Raw genomic sequence first — 24,056 nt, 5'->3', positions numbered from 1 at the left:
TTTTCATACAACATCAGAATAGAATTAACCAATATTTATATATATCATTTATTTAGGAGGTTAAAATGAAACTGACTAGAAATCTTGATAAGATTACAGATAAAAGTTCCTATGTATCTTTAATATCGGAAGACAATGAAATTAGAATTTATTATCTAACTGATGATATAGTAAGAATTCGAGCAAACTTTAATGACGATTTTAAGGAGAAAAGTTATTCCTTAGTATCCACATTCTATGAAGATGAATTAGACGAATTTTTTGGGAATGAAAGGAATCGATTTGTTCCACTTAAGTATGATTTTTATAAGACAAATGATAGATATGTAATTTCTGGTGGAAACTTAAAAATAGAGATTATAGAAAGTCCTATGACTATAGGTGTTTATGATAGTTATGGTGATAAGATTTATAAGTCAATTAATGATGTGGGATTTTATGAGGATTCTAATGGAAGAATCATTAATAAATTTGAAATAAAAGACAATGATAATTTCTATGGTTTTGGCGAAAAAAGTGGTGACATAAACAAGATAATGACTAGAATGATCAACAATCCTATGGATTCTATGGGATATGACCCTAAGCATACTGATTCTCTCTATAAACATATACCTTTTTATATAAAACTAGATAGTGACAGTAAAAAGGCTAGTGGATTTTTCTATCATAATTCATTTATAAGTGAATTTAATATGGGCAAGGAAAAAAGTAATTATTGGCATAGATATGGATCATTTAAAGCCGATGGTGGGGATATAGATTTATTTATTATAAATGGACCAATGATTAATGATGTAATAGAAAGATATACATTTTTGACAGGTAGGAGTGCATTGTTGCCAAAAAAATCTTTGGGATATTTAGCAAGCTCTATGTATTATTCGGAACTAGATAAGGATTGTGATAAGGCTATAGAAAAGTTTGTAGACATAGCAAAAAAGGAAGACTTTCCTATAGATGGATTCCAATTGTCTAGCGGCTATACAAATTATAATACTAGTCAAGGACCTAGGAGATGTGTTTTAACTTGGGATAAGCGAAGATTTCCTGCTCCAGATAATTTTTTTAAGTCAATGGATGAGAAAGGCATAGTAGTAAGTCCAAATGTAAAGCCAGGTATTCTTACTCTACATCCCGATTATAAGAAGTTTAAAGATAATAATATGTTTCTTTATGATCCTTATAAAAAGGAGGAATATATAGGCAATTGGTGGGGAGGGTACGGAGCTTTCATAGACTTTACTAATGAAAAAACTCGCGATAAATGGAAAAGTATGCTCAAAGCAAATCTTATAGAAATGGGCACAGCATCTGTTTGGAATGACAATTGTGAATATGACTCTGTATTTGATGATGATGTAATGTGTGATTACGAAGGAGAAGAAGTTCCTATTACAAGAAATAGAGTTGTTATGAGTAATATTATGTGCAAGATTACAAACGATGCTATAAAAGAAGTCTATCAAAACACTCGACCATTTGTTGTATGCAGGTCTGGCCATGCCGGTATACAAAGATATGCTCAAACTTGGGCTGGGGATAATTTTACTAGTTGGGATAGTCTAAAGTACAATATTGCGACAATTTTATCTATGGGCTTATCTGGTGTATCTAACCAAGGATGTGATATCGGAGGATTTTCTGGCTCTGCTCCTAGCGAAGAACTATTTGTAAGGTGGGTTCAAAATGGTATTTTTCAACCACGTTTTTCTATACATTCTGCAAGTAATGATAATACAGTCACAGAACCTTGGATGTTTGATGAAATTAAGGATATCGTAAGGGACGCTATGAATTTACGATATGCACTGTCTCCATACCTATACTCTCTTATGTATAGAGCTAGTGAGTGTGGTCTGCCAATAATGCAAGCAACTTTTTCTCTTTATCAAGAAGATCCAAATACTTATAATAATGGAATGGATTTTTTTGTAGGTGATAGCTTATTTGTATCAAATATTTTAGAGGAAGGTCAAAATAAGCATAGGGTTTATTTTCCTGGAGAAGATGAAGAGTATTATGATTTTTATACTAAAGAAGTGTATAGGGGCGGTCAAAGTTATGACTTTGATGTGAACTTAGAATCTATACCTATATTTGTAAAAAAAGGCTCTATTTTACCTATATCTAAAACTAAACTAAGAAACTTAGGGAATGATGAAGTTAAGGATTTATATATACTAATTGCAAATGGTAAAAACAATGAATTTATAATGTATGAAGATGATGGTAAGACCTATAACTATAGAAATGGAGACTACCTAAAAACATTGATTAGTTTAGATGCTGGTAAAAAAACATATATAAATTTCAAAAAAGAAGGTAAGTACAAATCATCTATAGAAAATATAGATTTAGAAATTATTAATAAAGAAAAATCTCCATATTTTGTTAATATTGATGGAAAAGAAATAGAACATTATTTAAACAAGAGATTATTTGATAAAGCAAATGAAGGTTGGTATTATAATAACTCATCTCGTTCGGTTTTAATAAAATATGCAAATTTAGATAAAGATTATGAAGTTTTAATATCATTTGAAGAATTTGATTTGGTAGGTATGTAATGAAAAGGATTTTATATTTTATTTTAAGCTTATTTTTAGTAGTGGGGTTAAGTTCTTGTAATCAGGAAGATGATGGAAATGAAACTACTACACTTACATTAGCTCATTCTTTAAGTCAGGATCATCCTGTACATATAGCCCTTGAGGAATTCGCTAAAGAAGTGGAAGAAAAGACTGATGGACGTTATAAAGTGAAAATATTCCCTAATGGACAGTTAGGAAGTGAAAATGAATCTATGGAACAAATATTAGCGGGTGTACTTTCTATGGCAAGAGTTGCATCCCCTAGTCTTGCAACTTATGAAAGGGGGTATGATACTTTTGGTCTTCCTTATATTTTTAATGATACACAAGACTATTATCATATAATGGACTCTGATGAAATAAGAGATTTTTTTATGTCAAGTGAGGATAAAGGATTTTTAACTTTAACATATTATGATTCAGGAGCTCGTAGTTTTTATACAAAAAATAAAGCTATTAGAACTCCTGATGATTTAAAGGGACTCAAGATAAGGGTGCAAGATATGAAAAGTCAAACAGAAATGGTTAATCTTTTAGGTGGAACACCAGTAGCCATGGGTTATGGTGATGTTTATACATCCCTTCAAACTGGAATTATAGATGGAACAGAAAACAATGAAACCGCTTTAACTATTGGAGGGCATGGTGAAATAGCAAAAGTTTACTCAAAAGATGAACACGCTATGATACCAGATGCACTAGTAATATCTTCTGAGATTTGGGAAAAAATAGATGCTAAGGATCAAGAAGTTATATTAGAAGCTGCAAGAAATTCAACAGAACTTCACAAAAAATTATGGGCTGAGTCAATAAAAGAAGCTAGAGAAACAGCTGAAAAGGATATGGATGTTGAATTTATAGATGATATAGATAAGACACCATTTATAGAAAAAACCAAACCATTAGTAGAGCAATATAGAAAAGATTACAAAGAAGTTGATGAATTGTTAACTACTATTGAAAAAGTAAGGAGTAAATAATGGATAAAACCTTTTACAATCTAAAAAGAGGGCTTATATGGTTACTTTCAAGACTTTCTGCTATATTGCTTTCTGTTATGACTATATTAATCATATACCAGGTTTTTACAAGATATATTTTAAATAATCCTGCAGATTTTACTGAGGAGATTATAAGATATATGTTGATATGGATAGGGTTTATAGGGGCAGCTTATGGATTTTTAACTCGTGAACATATGTCTTTAACATTAATACCTGATAGGGTTAATTCAAAGTCTCAAAAAAGAATAAGAGTTCTTATAGATTTATCAATCCTACTTGTAGCTCTTTTTATAATAGTTATAGGAGGATTTAAATTAGTACATTCTGCTAGATCACAGAGATCAGCCTTATTAGGTATTCCTAGATCTTTAGTTTATATTGTTGCCCCGATCAGTGGTATTTTTATAGTTTTAGCTCAGATAATAAATTTATGGGAATCGTGGACTGGAAAGAAAGTTGCTTCTAAGTATTATGAAGCTAATCAAGAGAAAAGAAGTGAAGATTTTTCGTTTCAAAAAGTAGATAAGACAACAAATTTAGATAAAAATAGAACTTCATACGAAGGCAACTTAGATTAGGGGGGATTATGTCAATAGGAATGACAGCACTAGCACTATTTTTGATATTTTTTATATTTTTATTTATTGGAGTACCAATATCAGTTTCTATACTCCTGTCATCTATAGCTACAGCTATTTTATCTGGATTAACTTGGAATCATATCCAATTTATAGCTATGCAAAAAATGAATTCGGGAATAGAATCATTTTCACTTTTGGCTGTACCTTTATTTATATTAGCTGGAAATATAATGAATAATGGAGGTATAGCTCGTAGGCTTATAAAATTCTCAGAGTTATTTGTTGGTAATATTAGAGGATCATTAGCTCATGCAAATGCATTAGGAAATATATTTTTTGGAGCATTATCAGGATCAGCAGTTGCAGCGGCATCAGCTATGGGAGGAACTATATACCCAGTACAAAAAGAACAAAGCTATGATAAAGAAATAGCCACAGCTGTTAATATTGCTTCAGCTCCGGCAGGCTTATTGATTCCACCAACTTCTGCACCTATTGTGTATTCAACAGTTGCAGGTGGAGTTTCAATCTCTGCTATGTTTATGGGAGGATATATACCTGGAACAATAATGGGTTTGATTGCCATTTACTTTGGATATAGATATGCAAGAGAGCATAATTATCCAGTAAGTGGTCGACCAAAAAAACCAGGAAAAGTTATACTTGATGCTCTACCATCTTTGCTAATGATATTAATAGTTATAGGAGGAATTGTAGGAGGCATTTTTACAGCAACTGAAGGAGCTGGTATATCAGTTCTATATTCGTTGATACTTTCTATACTATATAAGTCTATTAATTTAAAAACTCTTCGACAAATCCTTCTAAAGACTGCAGAAACTTCTGGAGTAGTTTTGTTTTTGATTTCTGCATCCACAGTGATGAGTTGGGTAATGGCTTATACTGGTATCCCTCAAGCAATATCCGATGGTATCTTAGGTCTAACAAATAATAAATATGTTATTCTATTGCTTATGAATATAATCTTATTACTTGTAGGTATGTTTATGGATATAACACCTGCTATATTAATATTTACACCAATATTTTTACCTATTGCAGAGTCACTAGGTATGAATGCTATACAATTTGGTATAGTATTAATCTATAACATGTGCATAGGTACCATGACACCGCCAGTTGGATCTGTGTTATTTGTGGCAAGTGGAATTACTAAAGTAAAGATAGAAAATTTAGCTAAAGTTTTGCTGCCGTTTTTACTAGCAAACTTAGTAGTACTATTATTAATAACTTTCATACCTCAAATTATGGGGCTTATATAATTAGTTAAAAAATGTTATTTATAGACAAAGGTTAACATTTATAATAAAATATAATTATAAGTAAATAATTTTTGGAGGAAGAGATGAAAATTAAAAACTTTATGTCATTAGCAGCAGCACTATCATTATCAGTAGTACTTGCATCTTGCGGTAATGATACAGCTAATAAAGAAACAAAAACGAATGATAACAAAGCAGCTGTTGAAGAAAAAGTAGATGAAACTGAAAAGAAAGATGAAGATACAAAAGTAGATAATACAGCCGATGAAGCCGAAGAAGATAAAGATACTGAAGAGGATGATAAGACTCCATCTGAAGATGCTGTTTCAGTAACAATGGTAACAGACTTTGGTGGTATAAATGATAAATCATTTAACCAATCAACATATGAAGGATTACAAAAAGCTGATAAGGATGGCACAGCTACATTTGATTATATAGAATCTCACAAAGAAGATGATTATGTGCCAAATCTAGAATCTGCTTTGGATTCAGAATCAGATATCATCCTTACAGTAGGATATGCTTTATTTCCAGCTACAGATGAAGCAGCGGAAGAAAATCCAGAACAAAACTACGTTATTATTGATAACAAAAATCTTAACGACAGAGACAACCTTCTTGGAGTAACATTTGCAGATCATCAAAACTCATTCCTTGTAGGATATATAGCTGGTATGACTAGTGAAACTAATAAAGTTGGATTCGTTGGTGGACAAAAAAGTGAAGTTATAGATAGATTCGAATATGGCTATAGAGCTGGTGTAGCTCAAGCATCTAAGGATAAAGGCGAAGACATTGATGTAATCGTTCAGTATGCGAATAGTTATAGTGACCAATCAGCTGGTAAAAATATCGCTAATAAAATGTACCAAGATGGAGCTGATGTAATATTCCATGCAGCTGGTGGTGTAGGAATAGGTGTTATCGAAGCAGCAAAAGAAAATGATAAATGGGTAATAGGTGTAGACCGTGACCAATCTGATGAAGCTCCTGATAATATGCTAGTTTCTACAATCAAAGGCGTAGGTGAAGCTGTTAATAGTGTAATAGATGAATATGCTAAAGGAAACTTCAAAGCAGGAGACCAAGAATTTACTTTAGCTGATGGAGATGCTGTAACAATTGCTTATCCAACTACAAATGATTTAGTAAGTAAAGAAACAAAAGATAAAGTCGAAGAAATCAGAAAAGATATCGTAGATGGTAAAATCGAAGTTCCAGAGAATGAAGAAGAAGCTATCGAACAAGGATGGATTAAAGAAAATAAATAATTTTTACTTATTAATATAATGGTTGGTATATATTATTAACTCGAAATATAGGATCTTTTAAGATAAATAATCGTTATAACTTATTGGAAATCTCTAATAAAGATAGACTAAGGCTGATTATTTAGTATCTTGAAAGATCCTTTTTCTTTGCAATTTATTTTCAAAAATATTCCCCTAATTAGTGGATTTATGATATTATTATATGTAGAAACTATTAGAAAAGTGAGGGTATTATGGATAAGTATTACAACGAAACTCCTGTTGTATCTATGAGAAATATTACCAAGTGTTTTGGGGATAAGGAAGTTTTATCAAATATAGACTTTGATCTCCATAAATGTGAGGTACACGCTCTTTTGGGCGAAAATGGTGCTGGTAAAACCACACTTATGAATATCCTTTATGGAATGTTTGCTCCGACGGATGGAGCGATTACTATTAATGGCAAGACATGTGCTAATATGACACCAAAAGAGGCCATAGATGCAGGAATTGGTATGGTTCACCAACATTTTATGTTAATAGAGCCTCTTACGGTTACAGAAAATATAATCCTAGGTTATGAAGAAGATACAGGGCTGTTTTTGGATAGGAAAAAAGCTCGTGAGAAAATTCAAAATCTCTCTGACGAATATAGCTTACATATTAGTCCAGATGCAAAAGTTGAGGATATATCTGTAGGTCAACAACAAAGAGTAGAGATACTAAAGGCCTTATATAGGGGAGCTGATGTACTCATATTTGATGAGCCTACAGCAGTTCTTACTCCTCAAGAGATTAAGGAGTTTATAGATATAGTAAATAAGCTTACAACAATGGATAAATCTATAATTATAATTACTCATAAACTTTCTGAAATCAAGGCTATGGCTGATTATTGTACTATTATTAGGCGTGGTAAATATATAGATAAGCTTAAAGTTGCTGATATTGATGAAAATATCTTAGCTGAAAAGATGGTAGGACGAAATGTAAGCTTTAATGTTGATAAGAAAGCTCAAGAAACTGGAGGAGTAGTACTAAAAATCGATGATTTGTGGGTTAAGGACAATCGAGGAATAGATGTACTTAAAGGTCTTGATCTAGAACTGCGTGCTGGAGAAATTCTTGGCATAGCAGGTGTTGATGGCAATGGTCAAACAGAGCTTATAGATGCAATAACTGGTATGGCTAAGGCTAATAGAGGGACAGTTATATTGAATGGTAAAGATATAACTAACGCCAATCCTCGTAGTATTATAGATACTGGCATAAACTCAATACCAGAAGATAGGCAAAAAAGAGGACTTATTCTGGAATATCCTATAAAAGATAATCTGATTTTGGAAAATGTGGAGCACGAGCCTTTTTCGAGTAAAGGTAAGTTAAATTTTAAAAATATTGAAGATAATGCAAAAACCCTGGTAGAAAAGTTTGATATAAGGCCTGATGATATTAATGAAAAAGCAGCAAGTCTATCAGGAGGTAACCAACAAAAGGTCATTATAGCTCGTGAGATATCAAATAATCCAGAGGTATTAATTGCAGCTCAGCCAACGCGTGGGCTTGATGTAGGAGCTATAGAGTTTATTCACCAATATCTAGTCGAGCTTAGAAATTCTAACAAAGCTGTTTTATTAATATCATTTGAGCTAGATGAAGTTATGGATTTATCTGATAGGATTCTTGTTATCTATGATGGAAAAATTGTAGGCGAGAGATACCCAAAAGATACAGATGAGTTTGAGCTAGGTAGATTAATGGCAGGTGGTAAATAATGGAAAATTCAAAAGAAATTAAAGCGCAAAGAAGTATTTCTCGTGGCAATAATAAGATCTTATTTACTATAATATCTATATTATTAGGACTCATAGTAGGAGCTGTAGTTTTGCTTGTATCAGGATACAATCCTCTAGAAGCTTACAAAGCGCTTATTGAAGGGATCAGTAAAAGTCCTCGTAATATAGGTTGGGCTATAGTAAACTCCACTCCAATTATACTTACAGGTCTAGGTGTATGTTTTGCCTTTAAAACGGGTTTATTTAATATGGGAGCTGAAGGTCAATTTATAATAGGTTCGGTTGTAGGATATTTAATAGCTTATGCCTTGCCTCTTCCTCCGATCCTTCATCCAATAGTAGCTATATTACTTGCTATGCTTGCAGGAGCTTTATATGGAGCTTTGGCTGGTTGGATCAAGTCGAAATTTGGTATACATGAAGTAATTTCTACAATAATGCTTAATTGGGTTGCCTTCTATTTTTCTAATTTTGTGGCTTATAAATATTTAAAACCAAATTCTATGGCGACTTTTGATGTCATTGATACTGCAAAGATTACCTTGGTCAGTAAAAAGACAGCAAAGACTATGGGACCATTCTTCTCAAAGTTTTTCAAGGCGCCTATTCATTGGGGAATAATTTTAGCCATAGTTGCAGTTATAATCGTTTGGTATATTCTAAATAAAACAGTTTTAGGTTATGAGCTTAAAGCGGTAGGACTTAATCGTGAAGCAAGTGAATACGGTGGAATAAATGCTGGTAAAAAGATTGTTCAATCAATGGCTATATCAGGCGCTATATGTGGCCTTGCTGGAGCAACACAGATTCTAGGATTTACCTATGCAATATCAGTTACAAGTGCTATGGATAACTATGGTTTTGATGGTCTAGCAGTATCACTTTTGGCATCTAATAATCCGATAGGGGTGATTTTTTCTGGATTATTTTTTGGGTCTCTCAAATATGCAGGTAGCAATTTACAAAGGGTTTTAGGAGTACCATCTGAATTAATCAATATTATAATAGGTACAATAATACTCTTTACATCAGTTCCTCTAATATTTAGAATAATTAGAGCAAAGAGAAGAAATAGAAAACTAAAAAATACCGAAGTTAAAGATATAGAAGAAAATAATCCTAAAGAAAAAGTTAATCCAACAAGGATTAGAAAAGAAAACGTTCAAAATGATTCGGTTACAAGTGATAATGTAGAAGAAAAGAAAATTGTATCAAATAATAAGTCATCTTCTAATATTATAAATGAAACTGGAGAAGACATAATTGTAAGAACAATAGAAAGTGAGGAGGAGTAATGAACTGGGTAATGCTATCGTTAATATTAGGGAATACTTTGTCAAATGCTGCTCCTGTATTAATGGCAGGTCTTGGTGGTATGATGAGTGAAAAATCTGGTGTTATAAACATCGGCCTTGAAGGCATGATGACTATTGGAGCTCTGGTAGGGGCTGTAGTTGGCTATTATCTTGGAAAGCCATGGCTTGCATTTTTATGTGGTGGTCTTGCTGGAGCTTTCTTTGGGTTAATTCATGCAATTATTTCTGTAAGTCTTGGAGGAGATCAAACTATTTCAGGCATTGCTATTAATACTCTAGGACCAGGTCTTGCTCTATTTTTAGCTAGGATGTTTTTTGATGGAGCAACTCAAACACCATCTATTGATCTTAAAAATAAGATTCCAAGATTATTTAGAGGATCTGAAAATCAAGTTATGCAAAACTTATTTGGTCAATATGCAACAGTTTATATAGCTCTTATAATGGTATTGGTTTTATACTTATTTCTTTATAAAACAAAATGGGGTCTTAGGGTAATAGCAGTAGGAGAGCATCCAAAAGCTGCTGAGACACTTAATATTTCTGTGACAAAAACACGTTATTGGTCAGTGATATTTTCAGGGTTTATGGCAGGCTTAGGTGGAGCTAGTATGTCACTTGCAGTTGTTTCAAGCTTCTCTCAATCATTGATAGCTGGGCAAGGATATATAGCCTTAGTTACTGTTATATTTGGCAATTGGAGACCGCAAGGTGTATTAATAGGATCATTATTTTTTGGACTTGCACAATCGATAGCAACATATTTAGGTGGATCATCTATAAATGTACCAATAGAATTTATTTCTATGATTCCATATATAGCTACATTATTAATACTAATAATATTCCAAAGAAAGTCAAAAGCTCCAAAAGCTTCTGGTAAAGCTTATTTAACAGTCGATAATTTATAACGTTAATTAATATAAACCCTATATAGGGTTTATATTTTTGTTGTTTTGTTGTATTATAATATATATAACTTTATAAGGAGTACAAATGAAATGTACTAATTGCGGTGCTCTGGTAGATGATAAATCTATTTTTTGCCCGGTTTGTGGTAATAAAATGGAAAAATCAACGGACATGCATAAAGAACATGATGATGTTATAGAAAAGTCTACCTACGAATCGGTAAAAAATAATGAAAATTTAATAGAAGAGAAGTCTCAAAACAAAAAGAGTAAAGATAATAAAGTAAGTAGCTTTATAAGTAATCTAGTTAAAAAGGATAATCAAAATTCCAAAGAAGATAAAAATGATGACTTATCTAATAAAATTAATTCTTCCAAGAATATTTCAAAAAGTTCCCCTATCATTAATCAAAATAAAGTAGTAAGTGATAAAGTAAGATATGATTCTGATACACTAAAAGATGAAATAAATAAGAAAGGCGAGAACAATCTTTCAGCTCAAGCGAGAATTGCTAATAAGATTGGTAAAGAAAAAGGATTTAATAATAACGCTGGATCTGTATTTGATATAAAATACGATGACATACCAAAAGAGTATGTGGAAGCGAGAATCGCACGACAAATTTTAAGCAAAAATCGTATTAGAGATCTTAGTTATAACAACGAAAAGGCTATAAAGAGCGGTAATATATGCGGGGTTATAAGAAATAATCAAAAGCCTAGTTTTTACACAGGGTATGATTCTAGTTATCATGTATCTACGAAAAATTTTAATGAAGAAGCTCCGCCTCCTAAAGAGGAATCATTTGAAGTAAATCCTAAGTTTAAAACTACGAGTCTTGCAGTAGTAGAAGAAGAAGCTAAAAAGAAAAAGCATAAGTTTAAATTTAAACCTATTTATCTTATTCCAATTCTTATAGTTTTGGCAGGGCTTATAGCAGCTTATTTTTTCACACATAAAAAAGCTCCTCAGATTGAGGTAGACTTAAGTGACTATATAGATGTAGCTTACAATGGGGATGACGGAGCTGCAAGCCCAAGTGCTAGTCTAAACACTTCTAAACTACTTTCGGATTATGGTAATCAAATAGCCTATAAGAATAAAGATAGAAAAAAAGATGAATTTTCATCAGCTGCTAATCAATTTGTTTCAGAACTTGAAAATGGGACTACTTTCCAATATAGCAAAGATAATGGGCTATCAAATGGAGAAGAAATAACGGTAGTTGCTAATATTACAGATTCCTCATTAATGGAGGATTATAATGTAATGTTTACAAATACAATGAAATCTGCAATAGTAGATAATCTAATAACTAGTGAACACCAAGATCCATTTGAATATATAGATGTATCATTTAGTGGGGAAAGTCCAAATATAAGCCTTACAGCAAATTTAAAAGAAGATGCACCAGAGTATATGGCAAATATAGAGATTGCTCCAAGTAAGACAACAGACTTATCTAGTGGAGAAGAGGTCAATGTAAGCCTGATTTATGATGAAGATGAACTTTACAAAAGCTATGGTATAAAACTTGATCCTAAGGATAAGGTCTTTACAGCACCAGGTGAAAGTAACGATGAGTCTGATGCTAATAAAGAGGATGCTAAAGATAAAAAGTCAAATAAGGATTCAGCAGACGGATACATTACTAGCATTGATAATATTGATGAAAATTTACTAGGTACTATGAAAGAAAAAGCTGGAGATCTTATTAAAAATACTTTTGAGGATAGATCTTTTACACAAATAGATCAAATTAATTACCTGGGAGCTATTACAGGATCGGATGCTAACGCACAAGAACTTAAAAATAGAGTGATGTTAGTTTATGAGATAAAAGCTAAAGAAGATTATGAAGGCAAGTACACTAACGATTACACTTACTATAGCTTTGTAGAATATCAAAATGTAAAAGATAAAAAAGGTGAAGATGGATCTTTCTATACAGAAGGGCCAATCACTACAGACAATGAAATCTTTCATAAGTTCTTTGTAGAAGATGATTACACTTATTATGAAATCCCATATTATGGATTTGCCTTTTTAGAAGAAGTTATAACAAGAGTAAATAATGCTCTATCAGGACTAGATATTGATGATTCAATAGCAGAAGATGTTTCAAAATATTTTGAAAAAAGTGATGGTGTTGCTGGTGAATATCAAGGCGATAACACTAGACTTTCGCTTAAAAGCGATGGAACACTAAAATATAAAATAGATCAAAGGGTACACCAAGGAATATGGAAAGAAGATGGATCAGATGTAACCCTTACAATTCAAGGAGTTAATGTAGATACACCAATTAATGCGAAATTTGAAGATGGAGCTTTAGATGTTTCAGAACAAGGTGAAATGCAAGGACAAACTTTTAATAAGATGAAGTCCTTCTGATTATAAATACTCTAGCCAAGTAAAGGTTAGAGTATTTTTTATGCGGATTTACCCATTTCGACTGGAACGGAGCGGAATGGAGAAATCTCTGGTAATACTAAGGTATTGAGACCTATCCGTGCATTCGCTACCGCTCATTTAGTCGAGATGGTATATTGGTATTCATGATTATTTTATTAAACATATAAGTGAAAAAGCTTACCCATTTCGACCGTAGCGGAGAAATCTCACGGTTCTATTTATATGTTCCTTATACTTACTTAGTTAAGATTTTAAATTATTAATAAGATATAAAAAATGCGATTATTTCGACTGAAGGCAGAAAGCGGAGAAATCTCTGGTAATACTAAGGTATTGAGATCTCTCCGTGCATTCGCTACCGCTCATTTAGTCGAGATGGTATATTGGTATTCATGATTATTTTATTAAACATATGAGTGAAAAAACTTACCCATTTCGACCGAACGTAGTGAGCGGAGAAATCTCGTGAGACCTCTTAATGCGTTCGTTCTACTCTTTTAGTTGATATGCGATATAGCATAATTTAAATTTCTCAAAGCCAGTGCTAGCAAAATATGATTAAATTCCAAAATAAGACAAAAAAATAAGAATCTAAGTCTAAAACCTAGATTCTATAATTCTATGGTCGGGGTGAAAGGATTCGAACCTTCGACCTCATGTTCCCAAAACACGCGCGCTACCAAGCTGCGCCACACCCCGTTAAGTGATTACTAATTAAGTATACGATATATAAATTGCTTTGTCAAGTATTTTTTTGATTTTTCTAAAAAATACCTATATTTATTTAATGGCTTTTAGAAAGTCTGTTATAATAATACCATAAGTAAGAAAAAAATCAAAATAAAAAATCTGAAAAGGAAAGTTATGATAGAAATAGATGCAAATGATTTTAAAGACAAAGAAACTGTGTATAAAATTTTAAATGAAAAATGCGACTTTATATATTATGTCCAAAATTTAGATGCCCTTTATGATCAACTTGTAACTAAAGATAATGAAATAAAGATTATTAATTTTAGACAGATATTTTTAAATCTAGGTGATTATGGTAATATTCTAGTGAGAGTATTTATTGATGCTGTCAAAGATTATGATTCTAAAATAAGTTTGGTGTATTAATATGGCTTATAAAAGTAAAACAAAAAAAATTAAAGAATATATAATTTTAGATATACTCAAAGGAAATCTTAACTATGGTGATAAACTTCATGATAGGAAATTTTTTACTAGTCTTTTTAAGGTAAATCCCACCTATGTAGATGAGGTTTTTATGGAGCTTCTAGATGAAAACTTAATAGAAAATATAGATGGGTCTTACTATATAAAAGCAGACGAACATCATATAATGATTTTAAGAGATGAGTATCTAAATGATTATATAAATGATTTTATAGATAATCTAGATACTATCGATGTTAGCATTGATGAAGCTATAAGAGTGTTGAATATAAGGAATATGGCTAATGGATAATTATATAGAGGTAAGAAATCTTACAAAAACTTACAAAAAAACTGTAGCTTTGGATAATTTGAATTTAGATTTAGAGAAAGGGAAAGTCTATGGGCTCCTAGGTCCTAATGGTTCAGGTAAAACTACTTTACTTAAATCTATCGCAGGACTTGCTCGCCCTGATAATGGAGAAATTATTATTTCGGGTGAAAAATTAAGTTATAAGAGTAAAAACAATATATCTTTTCTTGCTGACAAGAGATTTTTATTTGATAATTTAACAGCAAAGGATAACCTTAATATTTTTGCTGATTTTTATGATGATTTTGATAAGGAATTAGCGGAAAGACTAATGGATTATTTTAGTGTGGATCTAAAAGACAAACCCTTAAATTTTTCTAAAGGTGATTATAAAAAACTTGCTATTTGTTTAGTTTTATCAAGAGATACTGACTTATATCTACTTGATGAGCCTACTAATGGTCTTGATCCTATAAGTCTTGCTAAAGTTCAAGATTTATTAATTGAAAAGTTTGATGGAGAAAAAACATTTCTAATGGCAACACATCAAATTGAATCTATGGAGAATCTTTTTGAAGAGGTCATATTCTTAGATAGGGGTAGTATCCACCATATTGATCAAGCTAAAAATATTAGAAATGAAAATATGTCTGATATTTATGATTTTTACGATGAGATTTATTTAGGGTAGTTATGAATAATTTATTAAAATATAATTTAAAAAGTAATAAAAACGTTATAGGAAAGATAGTAATCATACAATTTATTTTCATTTTGCTAGGAGCTATGGGACGTAGTATTATTGCAAATAATGGTTCAGCAAAGACTGTTCTGCTATTAGGACTATTTATTTTTCTAATATTTAATATGTTTTATTTAATCTATTCTGTTCAAAGAGACTATTATAGAAATAGTGTAATTTTAACATATTCATTGCCACTAAATCCAGCAAAGATACTAATAGCCAAATTAATAGAGATTGGTTTAGTTTATTTATTAAACCTTTTATTTTTCTTTATATTTTTTAAGATAATAAATTTTAAGCTAAACTCATCTATAAGTTATTACTTTTTATTAGGACTTATATGGGATTTAATCTTTACTTCTATAATAAGCCTTATTATCCAGATAAAAAGGTTTGACTTAGAAGTAATGTTTTACTTTTATATAATTGGGTTATTTGTATTGATCTTATTGTTTGGATATATTATATGTAAGTACTTTTCATTAGTGATAGTAAATGGATCTTTACAAAAGGCAAATCCTATGAACTATGCTTTTATATATCCATTTGCAAGTGGAAAATATGGTCTTTATAAAAATATAACGCCGATACTTTATTATATATTGGTTCTTATTCTTGTGATTTTTGTAAATAAACTTAATTTAAGAGATAATATAGACTTATAGGAGGCTATTATGGATAATATAAAAGAGGTAAGTGAATTAATTAGAGACTCTAATAATATTGTTTTTTTCGGAGGAGCTGGAGTATCCACAGCAAGTGGTTTGCCAGATTTTAGGTCTGCAACAGGTCTTTATAATAGGGAAAATAACTCTAATTACTCTCCTGAATATATGCTAAGTCATGAATTTTTTTCTAAATCTCCTGATGAATTTATGACTTATGTAAAAGAAAATCTAATGATAGATGGAGTAGAACCTAATGATTGCCATTATGCCTTAGAAAAATTAGAAAAAATGGGAAAACTTAAAGGAATCATTACTCAAAATATTGATGGTCTCCATCAACTTGCTGGAAGTAAGAATGTTATAGAGCTTCACGGTAGTCTTGCTGAGTACTATTGCACATCTTGTGGCAAAAAATTTGACTTAGACTATGTAAATAAGTTTGATGATATAGCATACTGTGATGAGTGCAAGGGTATAGTTAGGCCTGACATAGTTCTTTACGGAGAAGGACTTAATCAAGATAATTTATCTTATGCTATAAATTTAATTAGCAATGCTGATGTATTAATAGTAGGCGGCACATCTTTAGCTGTTTATCCTGCAGCAGGGCTTATAGATTTCTATAGAGGAAATAAGCTAATTTTAATTAATATGGAAGCTACAGGCAGAGAATCAGCAGCAGATTATGTTATTGCAGATGATATAAGCAAAGTGATGAAGGAAGTAGTTGAGGAATTAGATGGAAAATAAATTTAATATAGATGAATATGGGATTTTTTTGGTTTGGACAGGGATAATTATAAGTATTATTTCCTATTTTGCTAAATCTTCATTTTTAAATTATCTAGCAGCAATCGTAGTGATTTATGCTATATATAGGTTTTTTTCAAGAAATACTACAAAAAGATCTATGGAGAATGCACAATTTAAAAATAGTTTTTTAAATCCAGTAAAAAAGTCATTTAAAGGCTTTAGAAAAAACACTGTTGGGGACAAAAACTTTAAGTATGTAGAGTGCCCTTCTTGCAATCAAAAGCTCCGTATTCCCAAAAAAAAGGGTAAAATAAAAGTTAGATGTCCTAAGTGTGGTAATAAGTTCGATGCTAGAAGTTAACTTCTAGCATCTTTTAATTTTTTTTAATAAGATGTATAATTTTTTAGAAAGGGGATTATAATATGGAAAGAATTATAGGAACAAGATCAATGGGACTACGTGCCCCAATTATTGAAAAGGGAGATAGCTTAGAAGATATAGTTTTTGACACAGTCAAAAGAGCGGTTACAAATCATAATATCACACTAAATGATAAGGATGTGGTTTGTGTAACAGAATCTCTAGTAGCACGTGCTCAAGGTAATTATGTAAGTATAGATACAATAGCAAAGGATTTAAACAATAAGTTTAAAGGAGATGAACTAGTAGTATTATTCCCTATTTTGTCAAGAAATAGATTTTCAATTATACTAAAAGCCATAGCTTTAACAGGTAAGAAATTACATATATGTTTATCATATCCACAAGATGAGGTTGGTAACTATCTTATGGATGAGATGGATTTATTTAACAGTGATATAAACCCTTATAAAGATGTCTTAGATTTAAATGAATTTAGAAAAATAGCGGGAGAATATAAGCATACTTTTACAGGCATTGATTATCCTGAGCTTTATAGCCAAATCGCACCAAATTCAGAAATTCATCTTCTAAACAATCCAGTAGATGCTTTAGAATTTTCTGACGAAGTTTTAGTCTCATCAATTCATACTAGAAATATTGTAAAAAGACAGCTTAAAGAAGCTGGCGGAAAAAACATTCTTTCTCTAGATGAAATATTAACAGAATCTATTGATGGATCTGGTTTTAATGCTGATTATGGTTTATTAGGATCTAATCTTTCAACGGAAAATGAAATCAAACTTTTCCCTAGAGATGGTCAAAAATTTGTTGCTAGTTTACAAAAGAAATTGGTAGATGAATTTGAAAAAGAAATAGAAGTTATGATTTATGGTGATGGAGCTTTCAAAGATCCGGCAGGCAAAATTTGGGAACTTGCAGATCCAGTTGTATCCCCAGCTTTTACAAAAGGACTTTTAGGTACTCCTAGTGAGCTTAAAATCAAATATATAGCTGATAATGAGTTTTCAGATTTATCTCTTGAAGAAAGAACATCGGCTATGGTAGATAGAATTTCAAAAAAGGAAAAAGAATTAGTGGGTAGAAATGAAACTTTAGGAACTACTCCTCGTCAAATCACAGATCTTTTAGGATCACTTGCTGATTTAACTTCAGGATCTGGTGATAAAGGAACACCTATAGTTTTAGTTCAAGGATATTTCGATAACTACTCTAATAATTAGTTTTTAAGGAGAATATGGTGGCAAAATCAAGCGGCCAGCAAAAAAAAGATAATAAAGCTTTTGCTAACTCTTATATAAATACTTATTTTGAAAAAAGAGCAGAAGCCAAATATAACCATGATCCTATGAATGAGCTACAAAGGTATCTTATGATGGCCTTTGCGGCTATTCTTATGGCTTGTGGAACCCATTTTTTTAAATATCCCAACTCTTTTGTAATAGGTGGAGTTGAAGGTATCAGTATTATAGCTTCAACATTTATTCCCCTTACAAGAGCTGTGCTAACTCTAATAATAAACTTAATATTATTAACAATAGGATTTTTTGTATTAGGTAAGCATTTCACTTTAAGAACAGGCTTTGTTGCGATATTAAACTCACTGACTGCTATAGCACTTGATTATATAGCTCCTTTAAATGCAGCTTTAACAGATAATAAGTTATTAGAATTAATTTTCACTCTACTTATATCAGCATTTGGATCTGCAATTTTATTTAATCTTGCAGCAAGCTCAGGTGGTACAGATATTATAGCTATGATTATAAAAAAATATTCATCCATAGAAGTAGGTAAGGCTTTATTATGTGTAGATAGTATTTTTACTATAGCATCTATTTGGGTATTTAATGTTGAGATTGGCTTGTTGTCTGTACTTGGTCTTTTACTAAAGGGTATAATAGTAGATATTATAATTCAGTCGATGAATACGGATAAACTTTTTATAATAATAACTACAAAGCCTGATCAAGTAGGGAGTTATATAAGAAATGAACTTAATAGATCTGCTACAGTTATAGATGGGGTAGGTATATACAAGGGAGCTGAAAGATCGGTTTTTCTTTCTGCCCTATCACCCAAAGAATCACCTAGATTTAAGGCTTATATAAAAGGGGTAGATCCATATTCATTTATTACTATAATAAATACCTCAAAGATTGTTGGTAAGGGATTTTATCTAACCAATGACCAGGATTAGGAGAAGAAATTGAACATATTAGTAAGTTGCGATACTAATTATCTAAATCCATTAAAGACAATGCTATATTCATTGTTTTTAACAAATGATAATTATATTAGTATTTATATTCTTCATTCATCAATTAGTGATGAAAATATAAAAGAACTAGAAAATTATATAAAAGATAAGTCAAATTCCAAAGCAAGACTTATTAACTTAAAAGTAGTAGACGAGTTTAAAAAAGCTCATACTACTTTTTATTATACAAGCGAAATGTACTTTAGACTTATAGCATATAAGTATCTTCCAGAAGATCTTGATAGAATCCTATACTTGGATCCTGACACTCTTATATTAAATTCACTTATGGAGTTATACAAGTCAGACTTTGAAGAAAATTATTATATGGCTGCTATCCATACCATACCAACAGTCCAATCAGCAAATAAAGCAAGGCTTATACTAACATCGGAAAAGAGTGATATAGTAAATTACTATAATTCTGGAATCCTTATGATAAATCTTAAAAAAGCAAGAGAAAAATCATATGATGATAAAATTATAAATTATATAGAACACTCACCCAAAGCAGGTCTTATGATGCCTGACCAAGATTTATTAAATGTAGTATTTAGAAATAAGATAAAAGAAATTTCAGAGTTAAAATTCAATTATGATGCCAGAAGGTATTCTACCTATAAGGTTAAATATGGTTATGAGCTAGAAGATGTTATGCTGGATACAGCAATATTACATTTTTGTGGCAAGAGAAAGCCTTGGAAAGGTAATTATGTAGGGAAGTTTAATTCTTTATATCAATTTATGTGGAAGCAAGCTGTGGTAAAAGATAATAAATAATTTTTGAATTATGTAGTAAATAAGTGTAAAATATCAGCGTAAAGTTATGCTGGAGGAAATATGAACAAATTAAGAAGATCTCTTTGTTTCATAGTTGCTTTTTCTTTTATCACAAAATCTTATGCGACTGAAGAGGAAAGTCAAAGAGTTGAATTTAAGCAAAAATCAGATATAAAAACTGGTGATGAACTGGTAATTACAGAAGATCCAGCTGATGGTAAAAAGGAAACAACTAATATTCCTGAAAAAATTAATAAGAAATCAGAAGATAATAAAGATGTTGGTTCCCAAGAGGTAATATCAGTTAAAGTGAATAGCAAAAATGCTGGAGATAGGATTTATCCAAAAGAAGATCAGAAAGATTCTAATTATGATAAAAATAAAGAGACAGATAATAAGAATTCCCAAAAACATAATGAAAGTCCCACTAGAGATGGTGGTAATGAGAAAAGTGATATAAAAAAAGAAACTAAAAAGAAGTCTACTGAAAATAAATACACTGAAAAATTAGATAAACCTAAAAATAGAAGAGAAGAAGAAGCAGATATAGAATATAAAGAAAATAAAATCAATAGAAAAAATAAGCCAATAAAAACATCTATACCTAAACCTAATATAAATAAAACTTCCAGTGATGGTATAAGTTATAAAGAATCAGTTGATTTAGCAAATAATATTATTTCGTCCAAAAAACTTAACAAAGAGGAATCGAAAAAAATTGAAACTGATACAAAAGATATAGTAAAAGAGTACAACAAAAAAATTGAAGCTGCAAAAACTTCACAGGAAAAAAAGGAATTAGCTAAAGAAGCTAGTGAGAAAATCAACAAAACCTTAGAGCAAACGTCAAAATTAGCCTATGATGATGCTAAAAAGGAAGTTGAACCATCAATATTAGATCAAAAGAATGAGACCCTAGTTATAGAAATAGATGGTGAAGATGAAGTAGGTAGTAAGAAAGATAACTCTGAAGAGGATTATAATACTAATCCAAAAGGATTATCAAAAGATCCTAAAGTATACAAAGAAGGAAATCATTCTTATAAAGCCAAGAAAATAGCTATGGTAATATTACTTATAGTAGGACTTTCTTTAGCTTTTATTTATACATTAAAAAGACGAGAAGATAGTTAACAAATAAGCCTTATGGCTTATTTTTATTTGCAAAAAAATAAAGGAGGCATAGAGCCTCCTTGTTAATTTTATTATTCTTGTGGTTCAAACATATCTTTGCCTACTCCACAAACTGGGCAAACCCAATCTTCTGGAAGTTGGTCAAATTCTGTTCCTGCTTCGATTCCGTTATCAACATCTCCTTCAGCAGGATCATAAATGTATCCACATGCTGTACATACGTATTTCATACCAATGTCTCCTTTCATTGTTATTACATTTTATATTATACCCTATTTCCTAAATTTATTACATACTTTTACAATAATGCATAGGATTTTCATAAGTTTATAATTTTATTAATTTTGGGTATAAACATAATAGTTTAAGGAGCATGCTATGGAAATTATTAGAAATCTAATTCATAGTGATCTTTCATTAATAAAAGAATTTAGGGATAATACGATAAGTTTATTAGAAGAACAGAACTATAATGAAGATTTTATCTTTAAAATTAGACTCGTTCTAGACGAATTAATCATAAATTCTTATAAACACGGTAACCACAAAATTTATGAAAAATTAATTGATATTATTATTGTGATTGATGAAGATTATTGTATGATTAAAGTTAAAGACGAGGGAGATGGCATAGATTATGCTAAATATAGGGATATACTATCAGATCATGGCAGAGGCATCCAATTAGTCTATTCCCTTGCAGATAATTTTTTGGTGCAGGATAATACTACTGTAGCTTTTTTAGAACTAAATGATCAAAAAATTTGTTAAGCATCTAGTGATTAATAAAGTACCTAGATGTTTTTTTATGGCTTTTATTGATAATATTTGCGCAATTGATATAATATATTGATAGAATTTGTTAGTTATGAAAGAAGGATATATGAAAAGAGAAGATGTAAGAAATGTCGCAATCATAGCCCACGTAGATCACGGAAAAACAACACTTGTAGATGGTTTACTAAAAAGTTCAGGAACATTTAGAGAAAATCAAGAAGTCAAGGAAAGGGTTATGGACTCTAACAGTATAGAAAAAGAAAGAGGGATTACTATTCTTTCTAAGAATACTGCTATCCATTACAATGATAAAAAGATTAATATTATAGATACACCAGGCCACGCGGATTTTGGTGGTGAAGTAGAACGTGTACTTAATATGGCTGAGTCAGTTGTTTTAGTTGTAGATAGCCATGAGGGTCCTATGCCTCAAACTAAGTTTGTATTAAGAAAGGCTATTGAGCTTAATCTACCAGCAATTATTTGTATAAACAAAGTAGATAGACCAGATCAAAGAATTGATGAAGTTGAAGATGAAATATTAGATTTATTTATTTCTCTAGACGCGGATGAATCCTATCTAGAAAGTCCATTTGTCTATGCTTCTGCTAAAAATGGTTGGGCAAGCCTTGAAAAAGATACAGTAAAAAATGATATGATTGACCTTTTAGATACAATTATAGAGTATACACCAGCATTTGAAGCTGATGAACAAGCTCCATTTAAGGTGTTAGTTTCAACAACCGACTATAGTTCTTTTTTAGGTTCTATCGCAATAGGTAAGGTAGAGCAAGGTGTTATTAAGAAAAATGCCAATGCTGTAATTACAAACTATAATGAAAAAGATAGGCTTGAAAAATCTAAAATTGTAACAATATATGAATTTGATGGTCTAGAAAGAGTAGAAGTAGAAGAAGCTAAGTTTGGATCTATTGTAGCTTTATCAGGTATGGAGGATATATCAATAGGTGATACTATTGGTACAGAAGAAGATCATGAGCCAATTGAATTTACAAAGATTTCTGAACCAACTCTTTCTATGACATTCTCAGTAAATGATTCACCATTTGCAGGACGCGATGGGAAATATGTTACAAGTAGACATTTAAGAGAAAGATTGTTTAAAGAAAAAGAAACAGATGTTTCTCTAAGAGTGGAAAATACAGATTCAACAGAAAGTTTTAGAGTTTCAGGACGTGGAGAGCTTCACTTATCAGTACTTATAGAAAATCTAAGACGAGAAGGATATGAATTCCAAGTTTCAAAACCTGAAGTTATGTTTAAAGATATAGATGGAAAAAAACATGAACCAATAGAACTAGCAACAATAGATGTTGACCAAGAATATACTGGTTCTGTTATAGATAAACTTGGTCGTCGTAAAGGCGAACTTGTAGATATGAGTCCAACTTCATCTGGATACACAAGGATGATATTTAGAATTCCTGCTCGTGGTCTTATAGGCTATAGAACAGAGTTTTTAACAGATACTAAGGGCACAGGTATTCTTAACTCAGAATTTGAAGAATATGCACCATATAAAGGCGATATGGAGACACGTCAGGTGGGATCTCTTATAGCTAGTGAACAAGGTATAGCAAGAGCATATGGTTTAAATGCTGCTCAATCTCGTGGACAATTGTTTATCGAAGCAGGGGATGAAGTTTATGAAGGTGAGGTAGTAGGTATGAATGCCAAAGGTCTAGATATTGATGTAAATGTATGTAAGACTAAAAAGTTAACAAATACACGTGCCTCAGGATCTGATGATGCTATTATGCTAACACCTGCTAAAAAAATGAGTGTAGAAGAAATGATGGAATTTGTAGAAGATGATGAATTAATCGAAGTTACCCCAAATAATTTAAGAATAAGAAAGAGAATTCTAGATAGCAATCTAAGATATAAGTCAAAGAAAAACAAATAGGT

General features: G+C 31.1%; 21 protein-coding genes, 1 tRNA gene and 1 pseudogene. 21 read left to right on the top strand and 2 right to left on the bottom strand.

Features of this window, described 5'->3' with window-relative positions:
• Nucleotides 1-65 precede the first annotated feature (65 nt).
• From ABXG81_RS07310 to ABXG81_RS07270, 9 genes and pseudogenes are all read left to right on the top strand, one after another.
• A complete protein-coding gene (locus tag ABXG81_RS07310; protein WP_353528681.1) occupies nt 66-2,570 on the top strand; it encodes a TIM-barrel domain-containing protein in 2,505 nt (834 codons plus the stop codon).
• Nucleotides 2,570-3,574 carry a TRAP transporter substrate-binding protein gene (locus ABXG81_RS07305; RefSeq protein WP_288223237.1) on the top strand — a complete coding sequence of 335 codons (1,005 nt, stop codon included), beginning with the start codon at nt 2,570-2,572 and terminating at the stop codon, nt 3,572-3,574. The genes ABXG81_RS07310 and ABXG81_RS07305 overlap by 1 nt, the downstream gene beginning before the upstream one ends.
• A complete protein-coding gene (locus ABXG81_RS07300; RefSeq protein WP_117522300.1) occupies nt 3,574-4,176 on the top strand; it encodes a TRAP transporter small permease in 603 nt (200 codons plus the stop codon). Before ABXG81_RS07305 ends, ABXG81_RS07300 begins: the two co-directional genes overlap by 1 nt.
• A gap of 8 nt (nt 4,177-4,184) precedes the next feature.
• Nucleotides 4,185-5,462 (top strand): TRAP transporter large permease, encoded by a 1,278-nt coding sequence (locus ABXG81_RS07295; RefSeq protein ID WP_353528679.1) that lies wholly within the window; start codon nt 4,185-4,187, stop codon nt 5,460-5,462.
• Nucleotides 5,463-5,545: 83 nt separating this feature from the next.
• Nucleotides 5,546-6,736, top strand: coding sequence for a BMP family ABC transporter substrate-binding protein (locus ABXG81_RS07290; RefSeq protein WP_353528677.1), 1,191 nt, complete (start codon nt 5,546-5,548; stop codon nt 6,734-6,736).
• Nucleotides 6,737-6,969: 233 nt separating this feature from the next.
• Nucleotides 6,970-8,493 carry an ABC transporter ATP-binding protein gene (locus ABXG81_RS07285; protein WP_353528676.1) on the top strand — a complete coding sequence of 508 codons (1,524 nt, stop codon included), beginning with the start codon at nt 6,970-6,972 and terminating at the stop codon, nt 8,491-8,493.
• Nucleotides 8,493-9,593: pseudogene (locus ABXG81_RS07280) on the top strand (ABC transporter permease); the annotation flags it as partial. The gene ABXG81_RS07285 and the pseudogene ABXG81_RS07280, both read left to right, overlap by 1 nt.
• A gap of 215 nt (nt 9,594-9,808) precedes the next feature.
• Nucleotides 9,809-10,741 carry an ABC transporter permease gene (locus ABXG81_RS07275; protein WP_117522305.1) on the top strand — a complete coding sequence of 311 codons (933 nt, stop codon included), beginning with the start codon at nt 9,809-9,811 and terminating at the stop codon, nt 10,739-10,741.
• An 85-nt stretch (nt 10,742-10,826) separates the two neighbouring features.
• Nucleotides 10,827-13,136 (top strand): zinc ribbon domain-containing protein, encoded by a 2,310-nt coding sequence (locus tag ABXG81_RS07270; protein WP_353528674.1) that lies wholly within the window; start codon nt 10,827-10,829, stop codon nt 13,134-13,136.
• 643 nt (nt 13,137-13,779) lie between these two features.
• On the opposite strand, the gene ABXG81_RS07265 is transcribed toward ABXG81_RS07270, so the two are convergent.
• A tRNA-Pro gene (locus ABXG81_RS07265) sits at nt 13,780-13,856 on the bottom strand.
• A gap of 165 nt (nt 13,857-14,021) precedes the next feature.
• Here ABXG81_RS07265 and ABXG81_RS07260 point away from each other — a divergent pair.
• From ABXG81_RS07260 to ABXG81_RS07215, 10 genes are all read left to right on the top strand, one after another.
• On the top strand, nt 14,022-14,276 hold the full coding sequence (locus ABXG81_RS07260; protein ID WP_117522307.1) for a barstar family protein: 255 nt from the start codon (nt 14,022-14,024) through the stop codon (nt 14,274-14,276).
• Nucleotide 14,277: 1 nt separating this feature from the next.
• Nucleotides 14,278-14,628 carry a GntR family transcriptional regulator gene (locus ABXG81_RS07255; RefSeq protein ID WP_117522308.1) on the top strand — a complete coding sequence of 117 codons (351 nt, stop codon included), beginning with the start codon at nt 14,278-14,280 and terminating at the stop codon, nt 14,626-14,628.
• Entirely contained in the window at nt 14,621-15,319 is a 699-nt protein-coding gene (locus tag ABXG81_RS07250; RefSeq protein ID WP_353528673.1) for an ABC transporter ATP-binding protein, read from the top strand. Before ABXG81_RS07255 ends, ABXG81_RS07250 begins: the two co-directional genes overlap by 8 nt.
• 2 nt (nt 15,320-15,321) lie before the next feature.
• Nucleotides 15,322-16,038 carry a hypothetical protein gene (locus ABXG81_RS07245; protein ID WP_117522310.1) on the top strand — a complete coding sequence of 239 codons (717 nt, stop codon included), beginning with the start codon at nt 15,322-15,324 and terminating at the stop codon, nt 16,036-16,038.
• Between the two features lie 9 nt (nt 16,039-16,047).
• Complete coding sequence (locus tag ABXG81_RS07240; protein ID WP_209813149.1) at nt 16,048-16,791, top strand: NAD-dependent protein deacylase; 744 nt, start codon at nt 16,048-16,050, stop codon at nt 16,789-16,791.
• Nucleotides 16,781-17,155 (top strand): zinc-ribbon domain-containing protein, encoded by a 375-nt coding sequence (locus ABXG81_RS07235; protein ID WP_117522312.1) that lies wholly within the window; start codon nt 16,781-16,783, stop codon nt 17,153-17,155. The genes ABXG81_RS07240 and ABXG81_RS07235 overlap by 11 nt, the downstream gene beginning before the upstream one ends.
• Nucleotides 17,156-17,217: 62 nt before the next feature.
• Nucleotides 17,218-18,399, top strand: a complete 1,182-nt coding sequence (locus ABXG81_RS07230; protein ID WP_117522313.1) for a coenzyme F420-0:L-glutamate ligase — start codon at nt 17,218-17,220, stop codon at nt 18,397-18,399.
• A gap of 17 nt (nt 18,400-18,416) precedes the next feature.
• Nucleotides 18,417-19,376, top strand: a complete 960-nt coding sequence (locus ABXG81_RS07225; RefSeq protein WP_353528669.1) for a YitT family protein — start codon at nt 18,417-18,419, stop codon at nt 19,374-19,376.
• Between the two features lie 9 nt (nt 19,377-19,385).
• On the top strand, nt 19,386-20,216 hold the full coding sequence (locus ABXG81_RS07220; protein ID WP_117522314.1) for a glycosyltransferase family 8 protein: 831 nt from the start codon (nt 19,386-19,388) through the stop codon (nt 20,214-20,216).
• A 60-nt stretch (nt 20,217-20,276) separates the two neighbouring features.
• On the top strand, nt 20,277-21,350 hold the full coding sequence (locus tag ABXG81_RS07215) for a hypothetical protein (RefSeq protein ID WP_353528667.1): 1,074 nt from the start codon (nt 20,277-20,279) through the stop codon (nt 21,348-21,350).
• A 71-nt stretch (nt 21,351-21,421) separates the two neighbouring features.
• Here the strand turns inward: ABXG81_RS07215 and rd are convergent, their stop codons facing one another.
• Nucleotides 21,422-21,580 carry a rubredoxin gene (rd, locus tag ABXG81_RS07210; RefSeq protein WP_019190929.1) on the bottom strand — a complete coding sequence of 53 codons (159 nt, stop codon included), beginning with the start codon at nt 21,578-21,580 and terminating at the stop codon, nt 21,422-21,424.
• A gap of 148 nt (nt 21,581-21,728) precedes the next feature.
• Between rd and ABXG81_RS07205 the strand changes: the two genes are divergently transcribed.
• Complete coding sequence (locus ABXG81_RS07205; protein WP_316122431.1) at nt 21,729-22,121, top strand: ATP-binding protein; 393 nt, start codon at nt 21,729-21,731, stop codon at nt 22,119-22,121.
• 112 nt (nt 22,122-22,233) lie between these two features.
• Nucleotides 22,234-24,054, top strand: a complete 1,821-nt coding sequence (gene typA / locus ABXG81_RS07200) for a translational GTPase TypA (RefSeq protein ID WP_117522317.1) — start codon at nt 22,234-22,236, stop codon at nt 24,052-24,054.
• The last annotated feature ends 2 nt before the right edge of the window (nt 24,055-24,056 follow it).

The sequence above is a fragment of the Anaerococcus nagyae genome (genome assembly GCF_040364225.1).
GTDB lineage: Bacteria > Bacillota > Clostridia > Tissierellales > Peptoniphilaceae > Anaerococcus > Anaerococcus nagyae.
This window is presented reverse-complemented; position numbering and strand designations above follow the sequence as displayed.

Coding starts and splice junctions, on each gene's coding strand:
- ABXG81_RS07310 (WP_353528681.1), top strand. CDS start 66: ATGAAACTGACTAGAAATCTTGATAAGATTACAGATAAAAGTTCCTAT.
- ABXG81_RS07305 (WP_288223237.1), top strand. CDS start 2,570: ATGAAAAGGATTTTATATTTTATTTTAAGCTTATTTTTAGTAGTGGGG.
- ABXG81_RS07300 (WP_117522300.1), top strand. CDS start 3,574: ATGGATAAAACCTTTTACAATCTAAAAAGAGGGCTTATATGGTTACTT.
- ABXG81_RS07295 (WP_353528679.1), top strand. CDS start 4,185: ATGTCAATAGGAATGACAGCACTAGCACTATTTTTGATATTTTTTATA.
- ABXG81_RS07290 (WP_353528677.1), top strand. CDS start 5,546: ATGAAAATTAAAAACTTTATGTCATTAGCAGCAGCACTATCATTATCA.
- ABXG81_RS07285 (WP_353528676.1), top strand. CDS start 6,970: ATGGATAAGTATTACAACGAAACTCCTGTTGTATCTATGAGAAATATT.
- ABXG81_RS07275 (WP_117522305.1), top strand. CDS start 9,809: ATGAACTGGGTAATGCTATCGTTAATATTAGGGAATACTTTGTCAAAT.
- ABXG81_RS07270 (WP_353528674.1), top strand. CDS start 10,827: ATGAAATGTACTAATTGCGGTGCTCTGGTAGATGATAAATCTATTTTT.
- ABXG81_RS07260 (WP_117522307.1), top strand. CDS start 14,022: ATGATAGAAATAGATGCAAATGATTTTAAAGACAAAGAAACTGTGTAT.
- ABXG81_RS07255 (WP_117522308.1), top strand. CDS start 14,278: ATGGCTTATAAAAGTAAAACAAAAAAAATTAAAGAATATATAATTTTA.
- ABXG81_RS07250 (WP_353528673.1), top strand. CDS start 14,621: ATGGATAATTATATAGAGGTAAGAAATCTTACAAAAACTTACAAAAAA.
- ABXG81_RS07245 (WP_117522310.1), top strand. CDS start 15,322: ATGAATAATTTATTAAAATATAATTTAAAAAGTAATAAAAACGTTATA.
- ABXG81_RS07240 (WP_209813149.1), top strand. CDS start 16,048: ATGGATAATATAAAAGAGGTAAGTGAATTAATTAGAGACTCTAATAAT.
- ABXG81_RS07235 (WP_117522312.1), top strand. CDS start 16,781: ATGGAAAATAAATTTAATATAGATGAATATGGGATTTTTTTGGTTTGG.
- ABXG81_RS07230 (WP_117522313.1), top strand. CDS start 17,218: ATGGAAAGAATTATAGGAACAAGATCAATGGGACTACGTGCCCCAATT.
- ABXG81_RS07215 (WP_353528667.1), top strand. CDS start 20,277: ATGAACAAATTAAGAAGATCTCTTTGTTTCATAGTTGCTTTTTCTTTT.
- rd (WP_019190929.1), bottom strand. CDS start 21,580: ATGAAATACGTATGTACAGCATGTGGATACATTTATGATCCTGCTGAA.
- ABXG81_RS07205 (WP_316122431.1), top strand. CDS start 21,729: ATGGAAATTATTAGAAATCTAATTCATAGTGATCTTTCATTAATAAAA.
- typA (WP_117522317.1), top strand. CDS start 22,234: ATGAAAAGAGAAGATGTAAGAAATGTCGCAATCATAGCCCACGTAGAT.